Annotated in this window: 17 protein-coding genes; 6 read left to right on the top strand and 11 right to left on the bottom strand. The window is 63.6% G+C overall.

Annotated elements, in window-relative coordinates; all coding sequences use genetic code 11:
* Window positions 1–1460: 1460 nt before the first annotated feature.
* From OKW43_RS16660 to OKW43_RS16645, 4 genes are all read right to left on the bottom strand, one after another.
* Window positions 1461–1880, bottom strand: a complete 420-nt coding sequence (locus OKW43_RS16660) for a hypothetical protein (protein WP_187633792.1) — start codon at window positions 1878–1880, stop codon at window positions 1461–1463.
* Between the two features lie 77 nt (window positions 1881–1957).
* On the bottom strand, window positions 1958–2440 hold the full coding sequence (locus tag OKW43_RS16655; protein ID WP_429448529.1) for a hypothetical protein: 483 nt from the start codon (window positions 2438–2440) through the stop codon (window positions 1958–1960).
* The gene (locus tag OKW43_RS16650; protein ID WP_429448527.1) at window positions 2441–3388 is read right to left on the bottom strand and encodes a 3D domain-containing protein; all 948 of its coding nucleotides are present in this window, start codon (window positions 3386–3388) and stop codon (window positions 2441–2443) included.
* 2 nt (window positions 3389–3390) lie between these two features.
* Window positions 3391–3822, bottom strand: coding sequence for a hypothetical protein (locus OKW43_RS16645; protein ID WP_429448525.1), 432 nt, complete (start codon window positions 3820–3822; stop codon window positions 3391–3393).
* A gap of 312 nt (window positions 3823–4134) precedes the next feature.
* On the opposite strand from OKW43_RS16645, the gene OKW43_RS16640 reads away from it, so the two are divergent.
* Both OKW43_RS16640 and OKW43_RS16635 read left to right on the top strand, forming a co-directional pair.
* Window positions 4135–4782: a LysE family translocator gene (locus tag OKW43_RS16640; protein WP_429448523.1), complete on the top strand. Its 648-nt coding sequence runs from the start codon at window positions 4135–4137 to the stop codon at window positions 4780–4782.
* A gap of 255 nt (window positions 4783–5037) precedes the next feature.
* Window positions 5038–5826 carry a sulfite exporter TauE/SafE family protein gene (locus OKW43_RS16635; protein WP_187633796.1) on the top strand — a complete coding sequence of 263 codons (789 nt, stop codon included), beginning with the start codon at window positions 5038–5040 and terminating at the stop codon, window positions 5824–5826.
* Between the two features lie 49 nt (window positions 5827–5875).
* Here the strand turns inward: OKW43_RS16635 and OKW43_RS16630 are convergent, their stop codons facing one another.
* Window positions 5876–6124, bottom strand: a complete 249-nt coding sequence (locus OKW43_RS16630; protein WP_187633797.1) for a hypothetical protein — start codon at window positions 6122–6124, stop codon at window positions 5876–5878.
* Between the two features lie 265 nt (window positions 6125–6389).
* Window positions 6390–6737 (bottom strand): BON domain-containing protein, encoded by a 348-nt coding sequence (locus OKW43_RS16625; RefSeq protein ID WP_187633798.1) that lies wholly within the window; start codon window positions 6735–6737, stop codon window positions 6390–6392.
* Window positions 6738–7247: 510 nt separating this feature from the next.
* On the opposite strand from OKW43_RS16625, the gene OKW43_RS16620 reads away from it, so the two are divergent.
* The 3 genes from OKW43_RS16620 to OKW43_RS16610 all read left to right on the top strand — a co-directional run bounded on the left by OKW43_RS16620 (window position 7248) and on the right by OKW43_RS16610 (window position 10603).
* Window positions 7248–8651: a TAXI family TRAP transporter solute-binding subunit gene (locus OKW43_RS16620; protein WP_429448519.1), complete on the top strand. Its 1404-nt coding sequence runs from the start codon at window positions 7248–7250 to the stop codon at window positions 8649–8651.
* A gap of 155 nt (window positions 8652–8806) precedes the next feature.
* Window positions 8807–9457 (top strand): 2-hydroxychromene-2-carboxylate isomerase, encoded by a 651-nt coding sequence (locus OKW43_RS16615; RefSeq protein ID WP_429448517.1) that lies wholly within the window; start codon window positions 8807–8809, stop codon window positions 9455–9457.
* 198 nt (window positions 9458–9655) lie between these two features.
* On the top strand, window positions 9656–10603 hold the full coding sequence (locus tag OKW43_RS16610; protein ID WP_429448515.1) for a LysR substrate-binding domain-containing protein: 948 nt from the start codon (window positions 9656–9658) through the stop codon (window positions 10601–10603).
* On the opposite strand, the gene xdhC is transcribed toward OKW43_RS16610, so the two are convergent.
* From xdhC to xdhA, 3 genes are read right to left on the bottom strand one after another with little or no spacing between them, the layout of a single operon-like run.
* Window positions 10536–11108, bottom strand: coding sequence for a xanthine dehydrogenase accessory protein XdhC (gene xdhC / locus OKW43_RS16605; protein WP_187633802.1), 573 nt, complete (start codon window positions 11106–11108; stop codon window positions 10536–10538). The genes OKW43_RS16610 and xdhC overlap by 68 nt on opposite strands.
* A 30-nt stretch (window positions 11109–11138) precedes the next feature.
* Complete coding sequence (gene xdhB, locus OKW43_RS16600; RefSeq protein WP_429448512.1) at window positions 11139–13508, bottom strand: xanthine dehydrogenase molybdopterin binding subunit; 2370 nt, start codon at window positions 13506–13508, stop codon at window positions 11139–11141.
* A 36-nt stretch (window positions 13509–13544) separates the two neighbouring features.
* Window positions 13545–15062 carry a xanthine dehydrogenase small subunit gene (gene xdhA / locus OKW43_RS16595; RefSeq protein ID WP_429448510.1) on the bottom strand — a complete coding sequence of 506 codons (1518 nt, stop codon included), beginning with the start codon at window positions 15060–15062 and terminating at the stop codon, window positions 13545–13547.
* A 228-nt stretch (window positions 15063–15290) separates the two neighbouring features.
* Between xdhA and OKW43_RS16590 the strand changes: the two genes are divergently transcribed.
* Window positions 15291–16502 (top strand): MFS transporter, encoded by a 1212-nt coding sequence (locus OKW43_RS16590; protein ID WP_429448508.1) that lies wholly within the window; start codon window positions 15291–15293, stop codon window positions 16500–16502.
* Between the two features lie 101 nt (window positions 16503–16603).
* On the opposite strand, the gene OKW43_RS16585 is transcribed toward OKW43_RS16590, so the two are convergent.
* A complete protein-coding gene (locus tag OKW43_RS16585; protein WP_187633806.1) occupies window positions 16604–17893 on the bottom strand; it encodes an oligosaccharide flippase family protein in 1290 nt (429 codons plus the stop codon).
* 35 nt (window positions 17894–17928) lie between these two features.
* Complete coding sequence (locus tag OKW43_RS16580) at window positions 17929–19665, bottom strand: hypothetical protein (RefSeq protein ID WP_429448506.1); 1737 nt, start codon at window positions 19663–19665, stop codon at window positions 17929–17931.
* Window positions 19666–19682: the final 17 nt, after the last annotated feature.

Here is a 19682-nt window from a genome sequence, read left to right as displayed (position 1 = left end):
GGAATTGCGACCGACGCTCGTTTCAACGCCCCCGAATCGTCTCGATACCAGACATCGAGGCGATCACGTTCCCAGCGAAGTCTTTCAACGTGCGGTCGAGTGTACGAAGTCGCAAGGTGCAGTGTTGCCACAGGTGCCTTGCCCGCAAAAAGTCTAAAAACCTCGAGCGGGTTAGACGCCACACTAACAACCAGACGGCGCTTGATGTCAATCGCGTCTTGCGCGACTAACTCATGCCCGTCAACCTTGTTCGGCGGACTGAAAAACATATCGTTGCGGCAGCCAGTACCACAAGGGAACCGCATCATTGCGATGTCTCCGTACCATTGAATTCCCGGTCGGACTGATGTCTTGATGATTGTCTGTGTTGGTTTTCCGTTTTTTAACGCAGAGACAACACAATCATCGGACGCTCCGTTGTGCTTGCATTTCATGGATATCGCCCATCCAGCGGGACCTCGATGCAGATCATTGACAGGCTTATCTGGACCATATGCCGCCAAAGGGAGAGCGTAGCTGACAGTAGCCAAACACGGCAGAATGATGCTAGCGCACGTTCTTGTAAAACTTGAGGTCATGTTCGAAAACCCCTGAAGGATTTGGGACTTGTATAGCATCCGGTGTAAGAAAGCGGGGCACCGCTGGATACATCTTCGGATTTTTTTATGTAGCTGGGCCTGCGCATCAGGGCTGTAATAATGCGTCGCCCCTGGTATCGGATTGGAAGCGGACGCAGCGTAATAGGCTTCCCCCGCCGCGTCCAGGCTGTCATTCCAGGTCGCCTTGTTACCTGGAAGCTGTGCTTCGCTGGCTCGACTTCGATTATTTGATTGCCTTGCTTGTCGGCGTCACGCGCGGATCGTCGCACAGTCGCTGGCAGCCACCCTTGCATAACGGCATGAGACCCACGCTAAGCTGTAAATATCCACTGCGCCCAGTACTATCTTCTGGATAAGGCAACGTCTCCAGATGAGTATCAACATATATATATTGCGGTTTTATACGAAGTTGAATCAAAAATTCTTTTAGTTGCTTACCGCGCGATTCTGCCAGTTATTTAGCATTGGTTTCCCCAACGTAAGCGTTTGCGACGATTTGGGCTTGAATCTCAACATCGGGCCATTGCCGGGCATTCAATACCATGCCCACCATTTTTAGACGGTAGGAATTTGGAATTCCCTGGTAGTTCAGTGGAACGCTTTCGGTCAAATCTTCTGATACGGTACAAGCGATCACTTGCCGCGACATGGCAAAAGAGAATACAAAAAAACGGATAAAATAATTTTTTTCATCAGATTACCAAATCTACTTTTCCGCAAATTCATCTGAATTGAACGTATCCCGGCCACGCATCAACGAAGCGCACCTGCGGGCGCTCATGCTTCCCACGCTTGACGCTCAAATGGAAAGCACAGCGAAACGGGGCGACTATTGCAGTAGTACGGTTCGAAGCTTCGAAGCTATTGTGCTTCGGGTGGCTCGACTTCGATACAGTCCAGTGTTTCCGTAATTGAAGTGGTTCTGCGTAGATCACTGCCGGTTATTTGCCGACGGTGGCTATCAAAAAACTCTGTTTTAGTATCGATTACAAGGGTAACGGGAGTGTCGCCTTGCGGACTATGCCAGATAGCCTGGAACCTGTATGGCCCCATTCGCGCGCCGCCCATATGGGGCATTGTCAGACTATCTACTCGTACTCCCCACCCGGTATCTGTGACCGAAAACGATTGCAATATAAATTCCTTGAATTGCGGACGATCCTTCAGCATCGGCATGATGTTATCGGTGAAGCTAATCGCCCCTTCTGCGTAGGCGATCGGAACCAGCAAGGTACAGAACAACCAGGCGCTGAGTGCCTGCGCTAAACGTCGTTTAGCCATAACTCTATTTCTCAATGGCGGTGCTGGTTTGCGTGACCCGGCTGCGCGGAGCCCCGCCTGAACGAGGCAGCATCGCGCTATCTGCCGCGTTGGCCGTTTTTTGCCGAGCACGTCTGTGGCTCGATACTGTGCTTTAGTCCACCGGGCACAGATTCCGGCTGGTCTTTTTCCGGCGGCTCTATCGTTACGCTCTCGATGTATTCTTCAATGCGAACCGCCTTTTGCAAATCGCCTCCCACCTTCCTTCCGTGCGCGTCGACAAAATCAGTGTGCGTATTGATAGTGAGAATCACCGGCTTTACACCTGAATTCCCGTGCCAATTTGCCCACATTGAGTAAGGCCCAATTCGATCTCCTCCTAGCGCCTTCGATTGAATGTCGCCGATTCGCGTCCCCATTGGATCGCCAACGATATCGAAGTTGCAAAGCACCAGCTCTCTCAAGACTGCGTTTTTATTCAATAGCGGAATGATTGTCGAATAAAAATCGACCGACCCCGTCCCATCTAGCGCAAAGGAGACAAACGGAAAAAACAACAAGAGAAAAAAAGCTTTTTTCATTTAATAGCCCAGGAATTTGACACGGGCGTTTTGGAGATCCCCTCCCGATGCTTGCCATGCGCGCGTCGCTGCGCTTCCGGGACCACTGAAGTGGTCGATATGTGCGCCGCGAATGCCACCGCTCGTATCATCGGCAGATCGCTCGCCAACTACTCGTCTACCGTCGCTAGAGGCAATATAAACCCGCGAGCGCCCGGGAATAACGGTAGGATCAATAGCTATCGAACGATTCGCCACTACATCAGCAAAGCAACCATGTGCGGCGTCAGTTTCACTGAGGCGCGCTTGTGCAGGCTTGTTAAGGATATCCGGATGTCCGGCTGCATTTTTATGCCATCCGCCGCCGCCATTCCACCGGACGAAACGATGATCCAGGGTCTCGCCTGTTCCCTGCATTGGTACGCCGGCTGCACCATATAGGAAGTCTTGCCGATGACTTCCGGACACGCCAGGCGCCTGAGCCATTGGGCCGTGCGCATCATGTTCGTCTGCAATGATGTAATGCGTAACCTCAAAACCAGCTTCGTACCATGCTTGCGCCAGCGTTATGCGCAGAGGAATCGCCGTTATATCTTCGCCGGCTACCGTAAGTGTCAAGTCTCCTGATTCGCGCGATTCTAGAATAACCGTCGCGCAACCATCTAAATCGGTCGGACCCGAAATCTGTATTGTGTCGCTCGGACGGCTGCTCGTGATCGATAGGGTTCGCCCGAAAACCGAATCTCTTCGACGACTTTTCACTGTGGCTTGGATAGTCAGATGGTAGAGAATCTTCCCGCCCAACACTCGCGAGGACGAGGGAATGACAGGCAACTTGTCGCCGAAATTGTTGTCTGGAATATTCCACGACAACAGGTTCGCTGCAATCCTAACTTCAACGCATGAGTCCGGGTTTGTGCTCGTACATGCGGTGTCGTGAATCGTTAGCCAATCTGTACTGTCCGGCATTCCTACTTCTCCAATTGAAGTTTAAGACTAGCTGTTCCACGCGTAACTACGCGCACGGTGTGTCCGGTATTGCTTGTGGTTCCAGCTATCACCCGCTCATCGTCAACGACGATCCGGTAACGCACATTAGCGAGCGGTTGACCGTTGCGATCTTTGAGCACGTAATACTCGTCGTGAGTGCCAACCTTCGGCGTCAGCGCTGACGCTGCCTTGCGCTCGCGACAATTACACGCCCATGCGTAGCCCAGAGCTTCGGCCATGTCGTAACCGTTTGAATACGACTTCAGCCGATCGAACGGAAACCATTCGCCGGTTTCGGCGTTCAGCGCCATTGCGGACGGCATTGGTGGGAAGTTTGAGTATATTGAATAGGTGATGCGGCAAAGCTCGCACTCTTCTTTGCCCACGGTATCACCTTGTTTCTGTTGTCCCATTTGACCTCTTCTGATTTTCCAGAAAACACCCATCGAATAAACCATTTAAACGGGTCACGGTCAACGAGTTTAATTTGAGACAAAGCTGCTTTGACAGATATTCACAATTGCTCTGGCTATCTCATTTTCAGGCGCATCTTTCCGATATCACCGTCCAACATAAAAGGCGGCATTGCCGCTGAGAAGATCATCGAACCGCGCGTCTCACCCACCCCGCCCTTGCTCGCGATTTCCGGTCTGGCTATGCTGGCGGGTGCGCCGGCTACCCGCAAGCGACCGCCCCACCCGGAACAACCGCTCGAGAACCAGCCCATGTCCACCACCAGTCTGTTTTTCACTGCCGCCGGCGTCGGCCTCGCGATCGCCGCGCCGGTCGGCCCGATGGGCATGCTGTGCATCCGCCGAACGCTGAGCGGCGGCCCGCGAGCGGGACTTGCGATCGGCCTCGGCATCGCCAGCGGCGACGCAGCCTACGGGCTGATCGCGGCGCTCGGCCTCGTCGGCATTTCGCAATTCATGCTCGCGTATGACCGCCCGCTGCATCTGCTCGCGGGGCTGTTCCTGCTGTATCTCGGCGTGCGAGCGCTGCTGCAGAAGCCGCCCGCTGAACCCGCCGACGGCAATGGCAACGGCAACGGCAAGCTCGCGCAGATCGGCCGCGCCGGCGCGCTGCGTGCGTACGCGAGCGCACTGCTGCTGACGCTGACCAATCCGCAGACCGTCATCATGTTCGCGGCGCTGTTCACGACACTCGCGCCGCGCGGCGCGTTCTCGCCGGCCATCGCGCTGACGACGGTCGGCGGCGTGTTCGCCGGCTCGATCGCGTGGTGGTGTTGTCTGGTGAGCGCGGTGTCGCTCGCGCGTCACGCGATCGGCAGCAGGCTGCGCGTCGCGATCGATCGCGTGGTCGGCTTTACGCTCGCGGCGTTCGGCGTCGTCGAAATCCGCCGCGCGCTGTGAACGCCACCTCGCTCGCCATGCGACACACCCGCGCCGCACATGCCGAACACAGCCCGGCGCATGCCGCGACGCGCTCGCCCTGAGCAACGGCCGCACGCAGGCGCGGCAGTTTTGCGACAATAGCGCCTTTCGCCGCACCGGCGACGGTCGACACGACCGTGCAGCGCACCGCACGCCGCGGCACCCACCCGCCCCGGCGCACACGCCGGCTTTGCCGCCCAACCCTTCACCCGCGCTGCGTCAGCTGTCCGCTAAATGGCTCTACCCCACATCGATCTGCTGTACTCCGTCTCCGGCCTGTTCGTCGGATTTCTGGTCGGGCTGACGGGCGTCGGCGGCGGCTCGCTGATGACGCCGATCCTCGTCCTGCTGTTCAAGGTGCACCCTGCCACCGCGGTCGGGACCGACCTGCTGTACGCGGCCGCCACCAAGGCAACCGGCACGCTGGTGCACGGCCTGAAGGGCTCGGTCGACTGGCAGGTCACGCTGCGCCTCGCGGCCGGTAGCGTGCCCGCGGCGACCATCACGCTGATCCTGCTGCATCGCTACGGGATGGACACGCCGGGCGCGAGCCGGCTGATCCAGGTCGTGCTCGGTGCGGCCTTGCTGATTACCGCAGTTGCGCTGGTGTTCCGTCCGCAGCTCGCGGCGCTCGGCGCACGCAAGCAACGCGCGCCGAGCCAGGCACGCACGCTCGGGCTGACGATCCTGACCGGCGCGGTGCTCGGCGTGCTGGTGTCGTTGACGTCGGTGGGCGCGGGCGCGATCGGCGTGACGGTGTTGTTGCTGCTGTATCCGATGCTGCCGACGACGCGCATCGTCGGCTCCGACATCGCGCACGCGGTGCCGCTGACCTTGCTTGCTGGCGCCGGACACTGGCTGCTCGGCTCGGTCGACTGGTCGATGCTGGTATCGCTGCTGGTGGGATCGCTGCCTGGCATCGCGATCGGCAGCTTTCTGGCGTCGCGCGCGCCCGACGCGCTGCTGCGCAATCTGCTCGCGGCGACGCTGACGCTGGTCGGCGTGCGGCTGGTGTTGGCGTGATCCGCTGACGACACGTGAACCGCGCGCAGCGCCCGCGCACCCCGTCTCTCTATTTGAAAAAACGACAAGTCAGATCCGCCTCGAACTGCCGGACCCACTGGCCGTGGCGGTCGTGATACGACTGTGACCAGCTGCCGCGCCGCACCGTGACGACCCGCTCGTGCGCCGGCTCATCCGGTGCCGCGCTCGCGCTGATGTCGAAATGCGCGGGCGCGAAACCGTGTCGCGCGCACACCAGTTCGAATGCCGCGCGATCGCCGATCGGCAGATCGATATAGCGAAACAGCGTGGTTCCCATGACCTTGGCTCCCGGTTCCTCCTCGTCACAGTACGCCCCGCGCTACGTCATCAATGTGTCGCAGCGCACGAATCCGCGGCGGCCGCGCCGTCATCAGGACCCGTGCGTGCGGCAAGCCGCATTGCTGCGGTCCCGCAAAAATCTGGCGAAGTACCACGCTCCAAGACCAGCGGCGAAAAAAAAGCCCCGGCAATCATGTCGGAGCTTCCGAATCGATAGATAGGTCTCGCGACGCGGCCCTTGCGGCGCCGCGCCCGCCCATCGCTTACTGCTGCATCACGGTCAGCTTGTTCGACACCGACGTCACACCCGCAACGCCCTTCGCGGCCTCGCCGGCCGAATCGATCTGATCCTGGCTCGGCACCGTGCCGGTCAGCGTCACCGCGCCGCCGCGCGCGCGCACGGCGATGTTCGATACGTCAAGACCCTGGGTCTTGGCCAGCGCGCCGCGCACCTTGCGGCCGAGTTCGTGATTCGCGTGCTTGCCGGCCTTGACGGAGGCTGCCGCGGACGCCGTATCGGTTGCGGGAGCGTTCGTCTGCGCGTAGACGTTGCACGCCACCACCATTGCCACAACCGGACCCAGTGCTTTCAGAAAACCGACCGTCTTCATAGCTCTCTTCTCCCCTTGGTTCTACATTGGACCGCATCAATAAGCGGCTTCGTTACGACAACGGGCGGCCATCATCGCGCGAACGCGCGCGTGAGCGACGGCCGGCAACGGCTGTGACACGATGTGCAAGAGGCGAGAGAGGCTGATTACCGGCAATCGGCAATCGGCAATCGGCAAACCGCGAAGTCCGCCGACGCACCCGGTTCTTGTCCGTCTTGCCGGGTTCGCGCCGCAAACGTTGGATCGCGGTAGCGATGCACAATTTAATCTAGCCGGCACAGAAGCGCAAAGGGTTTACCACGCGGCGTCGCGCGCCGACAGCGGGCGTTCGTTGCGGCGTTGACCGCGACGTCCACCCGGCGTTCACCATTTGTTACTCGTTTGTCGGCGCGACGGGCGGCCGCGCGTTTCGCGGCCGCGCCAATCTCAGGTACCATCGGCGCGACGCGTGCTGGCGCGCCGCCCCGCCGCGCATTCGAGCCCTATCGACCGCCGCTCCCAGATGATCCGATGAAGCCTGACACCGGCCGCACCCGCCCTACCCGCCTCGTCGCCCGTTTTGTCGCGATCTCGTGGCGCGACCTGGCGGTCTCGTTCGGCCCGCTCGTGCTGCTCGTGATCGTCGCGATCTGGGCCGCCGTGCGGCTGATCCAGCCCGCCCCGCCGAATACGCTGACGATTAGCGCCGGTCCCGTCGGCAGCACCTTCTGGATCGCCGCGCAGAAGTACAAGACGATCCTTGCGCGCAACCGCATTACAGTGAACGTGCTGGCCTCGCAGGGCTCGCAGGAAAATCTGAAGCGGCTGTTGGACCCGAACGCGAACGTCGACGTCGGCTTCGTGCAGGGCGGCATAGCGCCGGCCGGGGTGGACAAGGACAAAGACCTGATGTCGCTCGGCAGCGTCGCTTACGTGCCGCTCGCGATCTTCTATCGTGGCGCACCGGTCGACTGGCTGTCCGGGTTCAAGGGCGCGCGCCTCGCGATCGGCCCCGAGGGCAGCGGCACGCGCGAGCTCACGCTCGCGCTGCTGAAGGCCAACGGCATCGTGCCGGGCGGTCCGACCCAACTGCTGCCGCTGACGGGCGACGCCGCCGCCAACGCGCTGATCGACGGAACGATCGACGCGACCTTCCTCGCCGGCGACTCGGCGCAGCCGGCCGTGATGGGCAAGCTCTACCGCACGCAGAACGTGCGCTTCTACGATTTCACGCAGGCCGACGCGTACACGCGCCGCTTTCCGTACCTGACGCAGCTGAAGGTGCCGATGGGCGCCTTCGACCTCGGCAAGAACCTGCCGGCGAACTCGATCAACATCGTCGCGCCGACCGCCGAGCTGGTCGCGCGCGATTCACTGCATCCGGCGCTGTCGGATCTGCTGATCGAAGCCGCCCGCGAGGTGCACGGCGGCGCAACGACGATGCAGCGCGCCGGCGAATTCCCCGCGCCGCTCGCGCACGACTTCCCGCTTTCCGACGACGCCGCACGCTACTACAAGTCGGGCAAGAGCTTCCTGTACCGGACGCTGCCGTTCTGGATCGCGAGTCTCGCGGACCGCCTGCTGGTGATCGTCGTGCCGCTGATCGTGCTGCTGGTGCCGGCGCTGCGCGTCGTGCCGGGGTTGTACGCGTGGCGGGTCAAGTCGCGCATCTATCGCTGGTACGGCTCGCTGATTGCGATCGAGCGCAGCGCGCTCAGCGAACATTCGTCGGCCGAACGCGCGTCGCTGATCGGGCGGCTCGACACGATCGAAGAGTCGGTCAACGGCATGAAGATGCCGCTCGCGTATGCGGACCAGTTCTACGTGCTGCGCGAGCACATCGGATTCGTGCGGCGGCGACTCGCGGAAAGCCGCGACACGCAGGGCGGGCTGGAGATGGCCGACGAGCAGGCGACCGATAAAGTCAGAGGCTGAGCGCCCTGACGACACCGCCAGAGACTCACACCCAACGCCCGCCACCAGGGGATATCGACCGGTGCAAGCCACGACCGCGTAAGATCGCTACAATTTTGATCAGATAACGGACGCGGCCTCCGCGTCGTCCGACACAGGCAATCCGGGAGACATTTATGACCGTTGGCATCGACGCCCAACAGCGGCAGTGGTTTTACGATTTCGTCTCTCCGTTCACCTATCTGCTGCTCGAGCAATACGACAAATGGCCCGGCTTCGACTTCGCGTTCACGCCGGTCGTGCTGAACGATTTGTATCGCCACTGGGGCCAGCGCTCCGCGTACAGCGTGCCCGCCAAGCGCACCTTCATGTACCGGCACGCGCTGTTTCGCGCGGAGCAGCTCGGCATTCCGTACAAAATGCCGCCCGCCCATCCGTTCGATTCGATGAAGCCGCTGCTGCTCGCGACCGCCGCGAACGGCGACGTGCAATTCGTGCGCGAGATTTTCCGCTTCATCTGGCGCGACGGGCGCGACCCGTCGAGCGACGAAGCGTTCGCCGAACTGTGCGAGCGCGTCGGCAAGCCGGACGGCCCGGAGCTGATCCGGCAAAAAGCCGTGAAGGCGCAACTGCAACGCAATACCGCCGATGCGATCGGTCTGGGCGTCTATGGCGTGCCGACGTTTCGTCTGAACGATCAGTTGTTCTGGGGCGAGGACGCGCTGCCGATGGTGCTTTATTGCGCGCGCACGCCGAACTGGCTCGAATCGCGCGAGGTGAAGCGGATCAGTTCGCTGCCGTGGGGGCTGGCGGACAAGCCGGCATAACACGGCAACCGCAGCCGGCCGCGCGATGCTTGCGGCCGGCGCGAAAGAATCCACGCCGGCAGGCGCGGCGCTGATGCCGTCCATAGCGCGCCCCCCTATGCCGGCGAAGCGCAAACGGGCCTATGGTTATAGGCGTTTGCACCCCACCCGCGCGCCGCGCGGCGAGCTTATCTGCGCTCGCGCCACCACGCTTCGATCATGGACGACACCGCCGCCTCACTCGATATCTGGCTCGTGCGCGTGTTGCGCACGCTGCTGGTCGAGCGCAGCGTCACGCAGACCGCGTTGCGGCTGAACCAGACCCAGCCGGCGATCAGCACCGCGCTGCGCAAGTTGCGCGAAACGCTCGGCGATCCGATTCTGGTGCGCGGCAAGTCGGGCATGGTGCCGACCGAATACGGCGAGTCGCTGCTCGCGGCCGCGCAGCGCGTGCTGCGCGACGTCGATTTCGTCGCGACGCCGCACGGCGATTTCGACCCGGGCCGCTCGCGCCGCACGTTTCGGGTCGCCGCGCCCGACTATCTGAACGACTTCTTCATGCCAACCGTGATCGCGCGGTTTCGCGAAGCGGCGCCTCATGCGCGGCTCGAAATCGGATCGCTGGGGCCGCTGCTCGATCATTCGGCCGCGCTCGACGCCGGCGAACTCGATCTCGTGATCGGCAACTGGCCGAAGCCCGATCCGCGCTTCGAGCGCAGCGACCTGTTCGCCGATACCGTCGTGTGCATGATGCGCGCGGACCATCCACTGACACGCGAGCCGCTCACACGCGGCGCCTATCTGGCCGCGCCGCACCTCGCGCCGACACCCTACAGCGGCGCGCGCGGCGGCGCGATCGATACCGGCTTCGCGCGTGCGAAGGCGAGCCGGCGCATCGTCGCGACGCTGCCCTACTTCGGCCTCGTCGCGCAGACGCTTCTGCAATCGGATCTGATCTTCACGACGACGCGGCGCTTCGCGATGCACTACGCGAGCATGTTGCCGCTCGCGGTCGTCGACGTGCCGATCGCGTTCCCGCGCATCCGCTGCTATCAGTTGTGGCATCCGCAGCCGGATCGGCCGAGCGATATCGGCTGGCTCAGGACGTTGATGTCCGAGGTGTCGCGTGAGCTGGTCGCGCGCAGGACGCCGCGCGCGAAGCGATAACCAGCAATTGCGCGCACACCGCGATCGCGATCGCCGCCGGCGCCTTGTCGACGATCCCCTCCACGCCGATCGGACAGGTCATTTCCGCGAGCCGCTCCAGCTCGACGCCGCGCGCGAGCAGACGCCGCTCGAACTTCACGCGCTTCGTCTTCGAGCCGATCATGCCGAAGTAGCTGAAATCGCGCCGTCGCATGATGCGCGCGGCGAGCGAAAAATCGAGCGCATGATTGTGCGTCATCACCAGAAACCACGCGCCGGGCGGCGCCGCGTCGACGATCGCGTCGGGCGTGTCGGTCGCTTCGACCTGCACGTTGGGCGGCGTTTCGTCGGGGAACAACTCGTCGCGTTCGTCGACCCATTGGACCACGCACCGCAGGCTGCCGAGCAGTTGCACGAGCGCATGGCCGACGTGTCCCGCGCCGAACAGCACGATATGCATCGGCGCCGGCCGCGGCGCAAGCTCGGGTCCGGTCCCGCCCGGACAATAATTCAGGCGTGCTTCCATAGTGCGCTCCCACTCGTTTGCCGCTCGCCGTCACGCCTGCCGCGCGGCCGCCGTCGCGGCCCGCACCGCGCCGACCGCCTTCAGGATTTCCTCGCTGGTTGCGGGCGCATTGAGCGGCGGATTGACTTTGTGGCCGCCCACCGCCGACACCGCGTCACGCACCGCGAAGAACACCGAGAACGGCAGCAGCAGCGGCGGCTCGCCGGTCGCCTTCGAACGATGAATGCTGTCCTCCGCGTTGCGGTTTTTGAACAGCTTCACGTTGAAGATCGGCGGCACGTCGTTGACGGTCGGGATCTTGTACGTCGACGGTGCGTGCGTCATCAGCTTGCCGCCCGCGTTCCACCACAGTTCCTCGGTGGTGAGCCAGCCCATGCCCTGAATGAACGCGCCTTCCACCTGGCCGACGTCCAGCGCCGGATTCAGCGATGCGCCCACGTCGTGCAGCGCATCGGCGCGCAGCACGCGCAGTTCGCCGGTCAGCGTGTCGATCACGACTTCCGACACCGCCGCGCCATACGAGTAGTAGTAGAACGGCCGGCCTTGCAGCTTCGACTGATCCCAGTAGAGCTTCGGTGTCGCGTAGAAGCCGTCGGACCAAAGCTGGATACGCGCGAGATAAGCCTTCGCGACCACTTCCTCGAACGGAACGGCGACCTCGCCGACCACCACGCGGTCGTGCGCGAAGCGCACGTCCCGCGCGTTCACGCTGCCCGCGCCGAAACGTTCGGCGGCGAATGCGGCGAGCCGCTCGCGCAGCTGGCGCGCGGCGTCCTGTGCGGCTTTGCCATTCAGATCCGAGCCGGTCGACGCGGCCGTCGCCGACGTATTGGCGACCTTGCTGGTATCGGTCGCGCTCACGCGAATGCGCTTGAAGGCGACGCCCAGTTCATGCGCGACGACTTGCGCGACCTTCGTGTTCAGCCCCTGGCCCATTTCGGTGCCGCCGTGGTTCACGAGTACCGAGCCGTCCGTGTAGATGTGCACGAGCGCGCCGGCCTGGTTGAAGTGCGTGACGTTGAACGCGATGCCGAACTTGACCGGCGTGAGTGCCATGCCCTTCTTCAGGATCTCGTTGTTCGCATTGAATTCGTCGATCTCTTTGCGGCGCGCGCGGTAGTCGCTGGTCGCTTCGAGTTCGTCGATCAGCTCGTGAATCACGTTGTCTTCGATCACCTGGCCATAGGGCGTCTGGTTGCGCTCGTTCTTGCCGTACAGATTGCGGCGGCGCACGTCGAGCGCATCGATGCCGCACGAGCGCGCGACGTTGTCGAGGATGTACTCGATCGCGAACGCGCCCTGCGGGCCGCCGAAGCCGCGAAACGCCGTGTTCGACTGGGTGTTGGTCTTGGCGCAGAAGCCTTCGATCGAGACGTCGGACAGCCAGTACGCGTTGTCGAAGTGGCACAGCGCGCGCGTCATCACCGGGCCCGACAGGTCCGCGGAAAAGCCGCAGCGCGAGGTCATGTCGACCGCGACGCCTTCGATCCAGCCCTGCTCGTCGTAGCCCACTTCGTACGTGTAGTGGAAATCGTGGCGCTTGCCCGTCACCATCATGTCGTCGTCGCGATCCGGGCGCAGCTTGACCGGGCACAGCAGCTTCCACGCGGCGAGTCCGGCGCAGCAGGCGAACAGCGCCGACTGCGATTCCTTGCCGCCGAAACCGCCGCCCATGCGCCGGCATTCGATCAACACGTTGTGCGAGGCCACGCCCAGCGTGTGCGCGACCAGATGCTGCATTTCGGTCGGATGCTGGGTCGAGCAGTAGACGTGCATGCCGTCATCGTCTTTCGGCACCGCGTACGAGATCTGCCCTTCCAGATAGAACTGCTCCTGGCCGCCGAGCAGCATCTCACCGGTCTCGCGATGCGTGGCTTGCGCGATCTTCGTCCCGGCGTCGCCACGCGCGAGCTTCATCGGCGGCAACACGTACTGGTTCGCGGCGCGCGCCTGCTGTGCGGTCAATACCGCCGGCAGTTCCTCGTAGACCACGTCGGCCAGCCGCGCGCCGAGACGCGCCGCCTCGTGCGACGTCGCCACCACGATGAACATCGGCTGGCCGACGTATTGCACGACGCCGTCGGCGAGGATCGGATCGTCGCCATGAATGATCGGGCCGACGTCGTTGACGCCGGGTATGTCGTCGGCGGTGAAGACCGCGACGACGCCGGGTGTCGCGCGCACCTGGTCGAATGCGATCGACACGATCTTCGCGTGCGCCTTCGCCGACAGCCCCAGCGCCGCGTGCAGCGTGCCGGCCGCCTCGGGGATGTCGTCGGTGTAGGTCGCGCGGCCGCTCACGTGCAGATGCGCGGACTCGTGCGGACGCGACACGTGGACCTGGGTGAAGTCGTCGAGATCCTGAATCTCTTGCAGGAACGGTTCGGCTTGCTGGTTCATGGTTGTGTTCTCCGTATCCTCGGGGACGTGCGGCGCTCAGGCGCTCGCGCCGGCCGGCGCGACCGCGCGCACGTCGAGCGCGCACTTCGGCAGCGGCTGATGCGCGCGCGTTTCGAGCCAGAAGCGGTACAGCGTGTTCTTCGCCGCTTCGAGGCGGTAGTCGCTGCTCGCGCGCATGTCGGTGAGCGGCGCGTAGTCAGTGCCGAGCGCGAGCATCGCGGCCTGCGCGCTCGCCTCGTGCCATTCGGCGTCGCGCAGCACGGCTTCGGCCTGGAGCGCGCGCTTCGGCGTCGCGGCCATGCCGCCGAACGCGATGCGCGGCTCGCGGATCACGCCGGCGTCGGCGATGAACGAGAACGCCGCGCAGACCGCCGAGATATCCGAATCGAAGCGCTTCGACAGCTTGTAGGTGCGAAAGCGCAGGTTCACGCGCGCACCGCCGCGCGTGGGCACCTTCAGGCCGACGACGAACTCGTGCTCGGCCATGTCCTTCTTCTGATACCCGAGGTAGAGGTCTTCGAGCGGCATCTCGCGCTCGATATCGCCGCCACGCACGATCACGCGCGCGCCGAGCGCGATCAGCCCCGGCATCGAATCGCCGATCGGCGAGCCGTTCGCGATGTTGCCGCCGAGCGTGCCAGCGTTGCGGATCGGCAGCGACGCGAAGCGCTGCCACATTTCGGTCAGCTCCGGGTACTGCTTCGAGATTTCGGCATACGCTTTTTCGATGCTGACGCCCGCGCCGATCTCGATCCAGTCGTCATTGGTTTCAAGCTTTTGCAACTCGGCAATCTGCCCGACATAGACGAGGTTGCCGGGCTCGCGCATCTGCTTCGTGACCCACAGGCCGATGTCGGTGCTGCCCGCGAGAAGGCGCGCGGCCGGTTCTTCCTGTTTGATCCGCGCGAGCGCGTCGACCGTGCGCGGCGCGGCGAAGCGCTGGCCCGCGTGCTCATACTGAAACGTGTCGCGCCGTTCGAGCGCCGCGAGCGTGTCGGCGAGCGCCTTGACGTCGACCGGCGCCCGCGGCGCCGGCGCCTCGAACATGCGTTCGGCCGCGTCGACGATCGGCCGGTAGCCGGTGCAGCGGCACAGGTTGCCGGTCAGCGCATTGCCGATCGCCTCGCGCGACGGCACCGTGCGGTTCGCGCAGCGATGCTCGTGGCCATGCTTCTCGTAGAGCGCCCACATCGACATGACGAAGCCCGGCGTGCAGAAGCCGCACTGCGAGCCGTGGCAGTCCACCATCGCCTGCTGCACCGGATGCAGCGAGCCGTCCGGCTGGCGCAGGTCTTCGACCGTGAAGAGCGCGCGGCCGTCGAGTGTCGGCATGAACTGGATGCAGGCGTTGACCGCCTTGAAGTCGACGCCGCCGCCCGAGTTGCGCTCGCCGATCACGACGGTGCAGGCGCCGCAGTCGCCCTCGGCGCAACCTTCCTTGGTGCCGGTGCAATGCGCGTCCTCACGCAGATACTGCAGCACCGTCCGGGTGACGGGCGCATGCTGGATTTCGCGGATCGCGTTGCGGTGATAGAAACGAATCGGCTCAGTCATGTGTCGTTGCTCTCGTCTGTTCTGGGTGCGCGCGAACGCGCCGCGTTGATGGTTCGAAAGCTATCACCGTCAATAAACCTAACCCATAGCCTGAATCGCATGGGGGACATATTGTTCGCGCGATATGACCCGCCATCGATTCGTCCCATTTTTTAAGCAAACTCTGCAAGGGAATCGGTTCCATGGGAGAATCACGCTTTCCTGCCGATTTCAAGTCTCGTTTTCCCGATGTCCACCGACTCCGCGCCCGCCCGCAGCGAATTTGCGACGACCCTGCACATCATTCCGGTCGTCTTTTTCACTTTTCTTTGCTACCTCACGATCGGCATTCCGCTCGCGGTGCTGCCCGGCTACGTGCACGCCGAGCTCGGTTACAGCGCGGTGCTGGCCGGCGCGGCGATCAGCGTGCAGTACCTCGCGACGCTCGCGTCGCGGCCGCTCGCGGGCCGCTCGGCCGATACGCTCGGGCCGAAGCGCACGGTGTCGATCGGTCTGCTCGGCTGCGGCGCGAGCGGTGTGCTGCTGCTGCTCGCCGCGCTGACGGGTCATTGGCCGGGGCTGAGCCTCGCGCTGCTCGTGTGCAGCCGCCTCGTGCTCGGCTTCGGCGAGAGTCTGTGCGGCACCGGCGCGATCCTGTGGGGAATCGGCCGGGTCGGCACGTCCAACAACGCCCGCGTGATTTCGTGGAACGGCATCGCGACCTACGGCGCACTCGCGATCGGCGCACCGCTTGGCGTGATGATCTCGCGCTCCATCGGCTTTACCGCGCTCGGTATTCTGGTGATCGCGCTCGCGGCGCTCGGCTACTACCTCGCGCGTCTGATCGCGCCGGTGCCGGTCGTGCACGGCGAGCGGATGTCGTACCGCAGCGTGTTGACGCGTGTGCTGCCGCACGGCATGGGGCTTGCGCTCGGCTCAGCCGGCTTCGGTTCGATCGCGACCTTCATCACGCTGTTCTACGCGGCGAAGCACTGGCCGAACGCGGCGCTGTCACTGACGGTGTTCGGCACGCTGTTCATCGGCGCACGCCTGCTGTTCGCGAACACGATCAAGACCTACGGCGGCTTTCGCGTCGCGATCGCGTCGTTCTCGTTCGAATGCGCGGGACTGCTGATGCTGTGGCTCGCGCCCGAGCCGCCTATCGCGCTCGCGGGCGCGGCGCTGACCGGCTTCGGCTTCGCGCTGGTGTTTCCGGCGCTCGGCGTCGAGGCGGTCGGGCTCGTGCCACCAGCGAGCCGCGGCGCGGCACTGTCCGCGTATTCGGTGTTTCTGGATCTGTCGCTCGGCATTACCGGGCCGTTGGCGGGGTATATCGCCGGCGAGTTCGGTTACGGCTCGGTGTTCCTGTTTGCCGCGATCGCGGCAGCCGCGGCGGTCGTGCTGTCGACGGTGCTGTATCTGCGCAACGCGAAACCGACCAGCCTGTCCGCCGCGCAATGAATGCGCAAATGAGCGCGCGGCGCTGACGCAACAAGGCCGCGACGCGCGATGTTTTCACAACGCGCGCCGCGGCCCTTCACTCCCGCTGTCCGTCCGGGCGGCTAATCTCGCTCCGCCGCCATCTCCCGCTTGATCGTCGTCTGCGGGCGCACCGCAATCTGTCCGTGATTGATCCTGCTCGACACGTTGTACACGCCGATCAGCATGAACAGCTCGGTCGCGGCCACCGAGCACGCGGTGCCGACACCGCCCCAGAAGTAAATGCTGATCGGCGCCTGCACCAGATGGAACAGCACGCCGTAGATATAGATCCGCTTGAGCAACGACTGATTGCCCGACGCGATGATCGTCAGCATCACCTGGGTCGTCGTCATGCCGACGATCGCCGGCACGAACACGAGGATGCGCAAAATCCGGAACGTCTCGCCGAACGCCTCGCCGAGAAAACGTCCGACGAACCATTCGCCAAGCACCGTGAAGCCGACCAGAATCAGCACCGCCGACGCCGCGAACGCCAGCATGAAGCCGCGGTTGACCTTGTGGATATAGGCGAAGTCGTTGCGTTCGTAGGCGACGCAGATCTTCGGGAAGAACGCCTGGATGGCCGGCGCCGTGCACGCGCGTAGCGCATTGGTGAGCCGCTCGGCCGCGACGTAATAGCCGACCGCGCCAGGACCGCTGATCATGCGCAACATGATCACGTTCGCGTACATGTAGACGGACGTGAGCGCCGAGCCGAGAAAGATGTGATACGCCTCTTTCGCCTCGGCCATCACGTCGCGCCAGCCGACCCGCACGGTCAGCAGAATCTCGCGCTTCCAGATCAGCGCGCCCGTCAGGATCAGGCCGCACACGAAGGTCGGCGCATATTGCAGCGCGGCCGCGAGCATCACGTCGTCGTGCGTCTTCACGAACAGGAACAGCGGAATCAGCAGACCCACGCGCGCGGCGAGCAGCGTGCCGGCGAGCACGGGCAGGCGCTGCGTGCCTTCGTAGAAGCAGCCGGGCGTCACCACGCCGCCCCAGATCACGAGCGAGCCGAGCAGCGTCGCACCGCGTTCCTGCGGCGACATATGCGCGGCGAACGCCCAGCCGACCAGCACCAGCGAACACAGCAACGCGAGAATCGCCCGGCCGATCGTGGTCGACCAGTAGATGCGGTTCACGACCTCAGGCTGGTCGATGTGCACCGCCACCTTGCGCGCGCTGGACAGGCCGAAGCCGAAGTCGACGATGATGAGAAGAATCTGCGCAATCGATTGCGCGTAACCGATCACGCCCAACCCGGCCGGCCCAAGTACGTGCGACAGATACGGCAACGTAACGAGCGGCAGCACGTAGTTCAGCGCGTACACCGAATACAACGCGATGATGACGTTTCTCGTCGACACAATCGTCCTGTTTCCAGTAGGCGGCGGTTAAGAACTCAAGTCGAAAAAACAGAATACGACACGAACGAAGGTTCGCTTAGCGCGATGTCAATCTTGTTGTAGCGATCGTCTTCGCCGTTTGCGCTCAACACCGCGCTCTTCACCGCATTGCCGATCAGATTGCTGACCACGGTCTTGTAGTTGGCGTCGCTTGCATCGGTTGCGAACAGGATTTCGGCGAGTAGCGCATGGCCGCGTGTGGCCGCACGCAACACCACGCGGCCCGAGGTCGAGCGCAGCACGTTGACCGAGATGCGCGTCGTTTCGGGCGACACCGTCTGGTCGCCGCTATGCAGCGCCGCCGCGATGCCGCCGCGCTCATAGCCGAGGCCTAGATTCAGTGCGTGCACGAGGCTCGAATCCTTGCCGCCGGCAATCGCGCCGCCGCCCGGATACGCCTTCGCGTAACCGACGATCGAATCGCCCGCGCGATCGCCGAAATTGCCCTGAATCGTGATGCCGTTCAGCGGCGTGCTTCCCGGCGTGGTCGAACTGCCGTAGACGAACTGCGGACCTTCACAGCCGGCGTTCTCGTCGTCCTGGCCCGGACGGTAGCGATTGCCGACGATCGTGGCCGCCTGCTGGTAATCGATCTGGATATGGCAACTCTGACCGGGCGGTACGTCGACGTACGACGGATGGCCGCGCGTCGAGAACTTCCAGCGGCCGATCTTGCCGTCGCCGCCGCAACCGTTGCGCGAGAAGTAATTGCCGCTCACCACCTTGCCCCAGTTGCCGCTCTTCATACAGACGCCGGCAAAGCCGTTGCGATCGAACACCGCGCCGACGATCAGCGACTCCGCGCCCAGAATCACGCCGTGACGCGCGTTCCATTCCCAGCGTCCGCCGATCACCTGCCAGAAGTTGTCGACGATATCCGCGCCGGCCGTGTGGCAGAACATGCCGATGCAATTGATCAGCGAGCCGTCGGTGTGCTCGGTCGCGTAGAAGCCGCGCTCGCACATGTACGCATAGCAGCGCTCGAGTGTCGACGTCGTGCCGAGCTCGTAGCCCGCGCGCGAAAAACCGATCGCCGTGCAACGACGCGCGCCGGCCGACGTGCCGAAATGGATGCCAATCGCCGTGTTGCCGGTATGCACCGGATAGTTGGCGAGGTGGTAGATGACCTTGTCGTAATGCGCGGGCCGTACCTGCACATGCTCGACGAACGCCGCCTCGCCCAGAGTCAGCGCCGCCGACTTCGGGCCGCCGGTGTCCTGTCGCTCCAGCACGGTCGCACCCATCGCGATGTCGGTGATCGTCACGTATTCGCCGCCGCCGTCGCCGCGCAGTTGCGAGCCGTTCGCCGTGGTCAGGTCGCCGGTGTAACGCCAGATGCCGCGCGGCAGATAAAGCCCGCGCGCACCGCTCGCGAACGCCTGCCTGAGCTCGGCGCCGCAATCGTAGCCGGACGCGCCGCGCTGGATCGCCGCCAGCCTGTGCGGATCGACGAAGCGCGCGACGCTGACCTCCTGTCCCGCGACGATGTCGCTGAGCGTCTTCAGATAGCTCGGCGCAACCGGTTCCGATGCGGCGCGCTCGGGCACTGACGCGGCGACGCGCAGGATGCCGCCCGCGCCGTCGCCCGCGCCGTTACCCATACTCGCGAACGCACCGCGCTCGCGCAGCGCGTGCCCCGTCGCGTGCGCGATGCCCAGATCGGCCGTGCTTGCACTGGCCCCGGCCAGGCCGCCGAGCAGGAACGTCTTGAGCGCCTGTCGCCGGGTCTTCATCTACCCCTCTCCCATGG

This window comes from Paraburkholderia sp. WC7.3g (assembly GCF_050436345.1).
Lineage (GTDB): Bacteria > Pseudomonadota > Gammaproteobacteria > Burkholderiales > Burkholderiaceae > Paraburkholderia > Paraburkholderia podalyriae.
Note: the sequence above shows the minus strand (reverse complement) of the source record. Positions and strands in the feature narration are given on the sequence as shown.

Coding starts and splice junctions, on each gene's coding strand:
- OKW43_RS16660 (WP_187633792.1), bottom strand. CDS start 1,880: ATGGCTAAACGACGTTTAGCGCAGGCACTCAGCGCCTGGTTGTTCTGT.
- OKW43_RS16655 (WP_429448529.1), bottom strand. CDS start 2,440: ATGAAAAAAGCTTTTTTTCTCTTGTTGTTTTTTCCGTTTGTCTCCTTT.
- OKW43_RS16650 (WP_429448527.1), bottom strand. CDS start 3,388: ATGCCGGACAGTACAGATTGGCTAACGATTCACGACACCGCATGTACG.
- OKW43_RS16645 (WP_429448525.1), bottom strand. CDS start 3,822: ATGGGACAACAGAAACAAGGTGATACCGTGGGCAAAGAAGAGTGCGAG.
- OKW43_RS16640 (WP_429448523.1), top strand. CDS start 4,135: ATGTCCACCACCAGTCTGTTTTTCACTGCCGCCGGCGTCGGCCTCGCG.
- OKW43_RS16635 (WP_187633796.1), top strand. CDS start 5,038: ATGGCTCTACCCCACATCGATCTGCTGTACTCCGTCTCCGGCCTGTTC.
- OKW43_RS16630 (WP_187633797.1), bottom strand. CDS start 6,124: ATGGGAACCACGCTGTTTCGCTATATCGATCTGCCGATCGGCGATCGC.
- OKW43_RS16625 (WP_187633798.1), bottom strand. CDS start 6,737: ATGAAGACGGTCGGTTTTCTGAAAGCACTGGGTCCGGTTGTGGCAATG.
- OKW43_RS16620 (WP_429448519.1), top strand. CDS start 7,248: ATGAAGCCTGACACCGGCCGCACCCGCCCTACCCGCCTCGTCGCCCGT.
- OKW43_RS16615 (WP_429448517.1), top strand. CDS start 8,807: ATGACCGTTGGCATCGACGCCCAACAGCGGCAGTGGTTTTACGATTTC.
- OKW43_RS16610 (WP_429448515.1), top strand. CDS start 9,656: ATGGACGACACCGCCGCCTCACTCGATATCTGGCTCGTGCGCGTGTTG.
- xdhC (WP_187633802.1), bottom strand. CDS start 11,108: ATGGAAGCACGCCTGAATTATTGTCCGGGCGGGACCGGACCCGAGCTT.
- xdhB (WP_429448512.1), bottom strand. CDS start 13,508: ATGAACCAGCAAGCCGAACCGTTCCTGCAAGAGATTCAGGATCTCGAC.
- xdhA (WP_429448510.1), bottom strand. CDS start 15,062: ATGACTGAGCCGATTCGTTTCTATCACCGCAACGCGATCCGCGAAATC.
- OKW43_RS16590 (WP_429448508.1), top strand. CDS start 15,291: ATGTCCACCGACTCCGCGCCCGCCCGCAGCGAATTTGCGACGACCCTG.
- OKW43_RS16580 (WP_429448506.1), bottom strand. CDS start 19,665: ATGAAGACCCGGCGACAGGCGCTCAAGACGTTCCTGCTCGGCGGCCTG.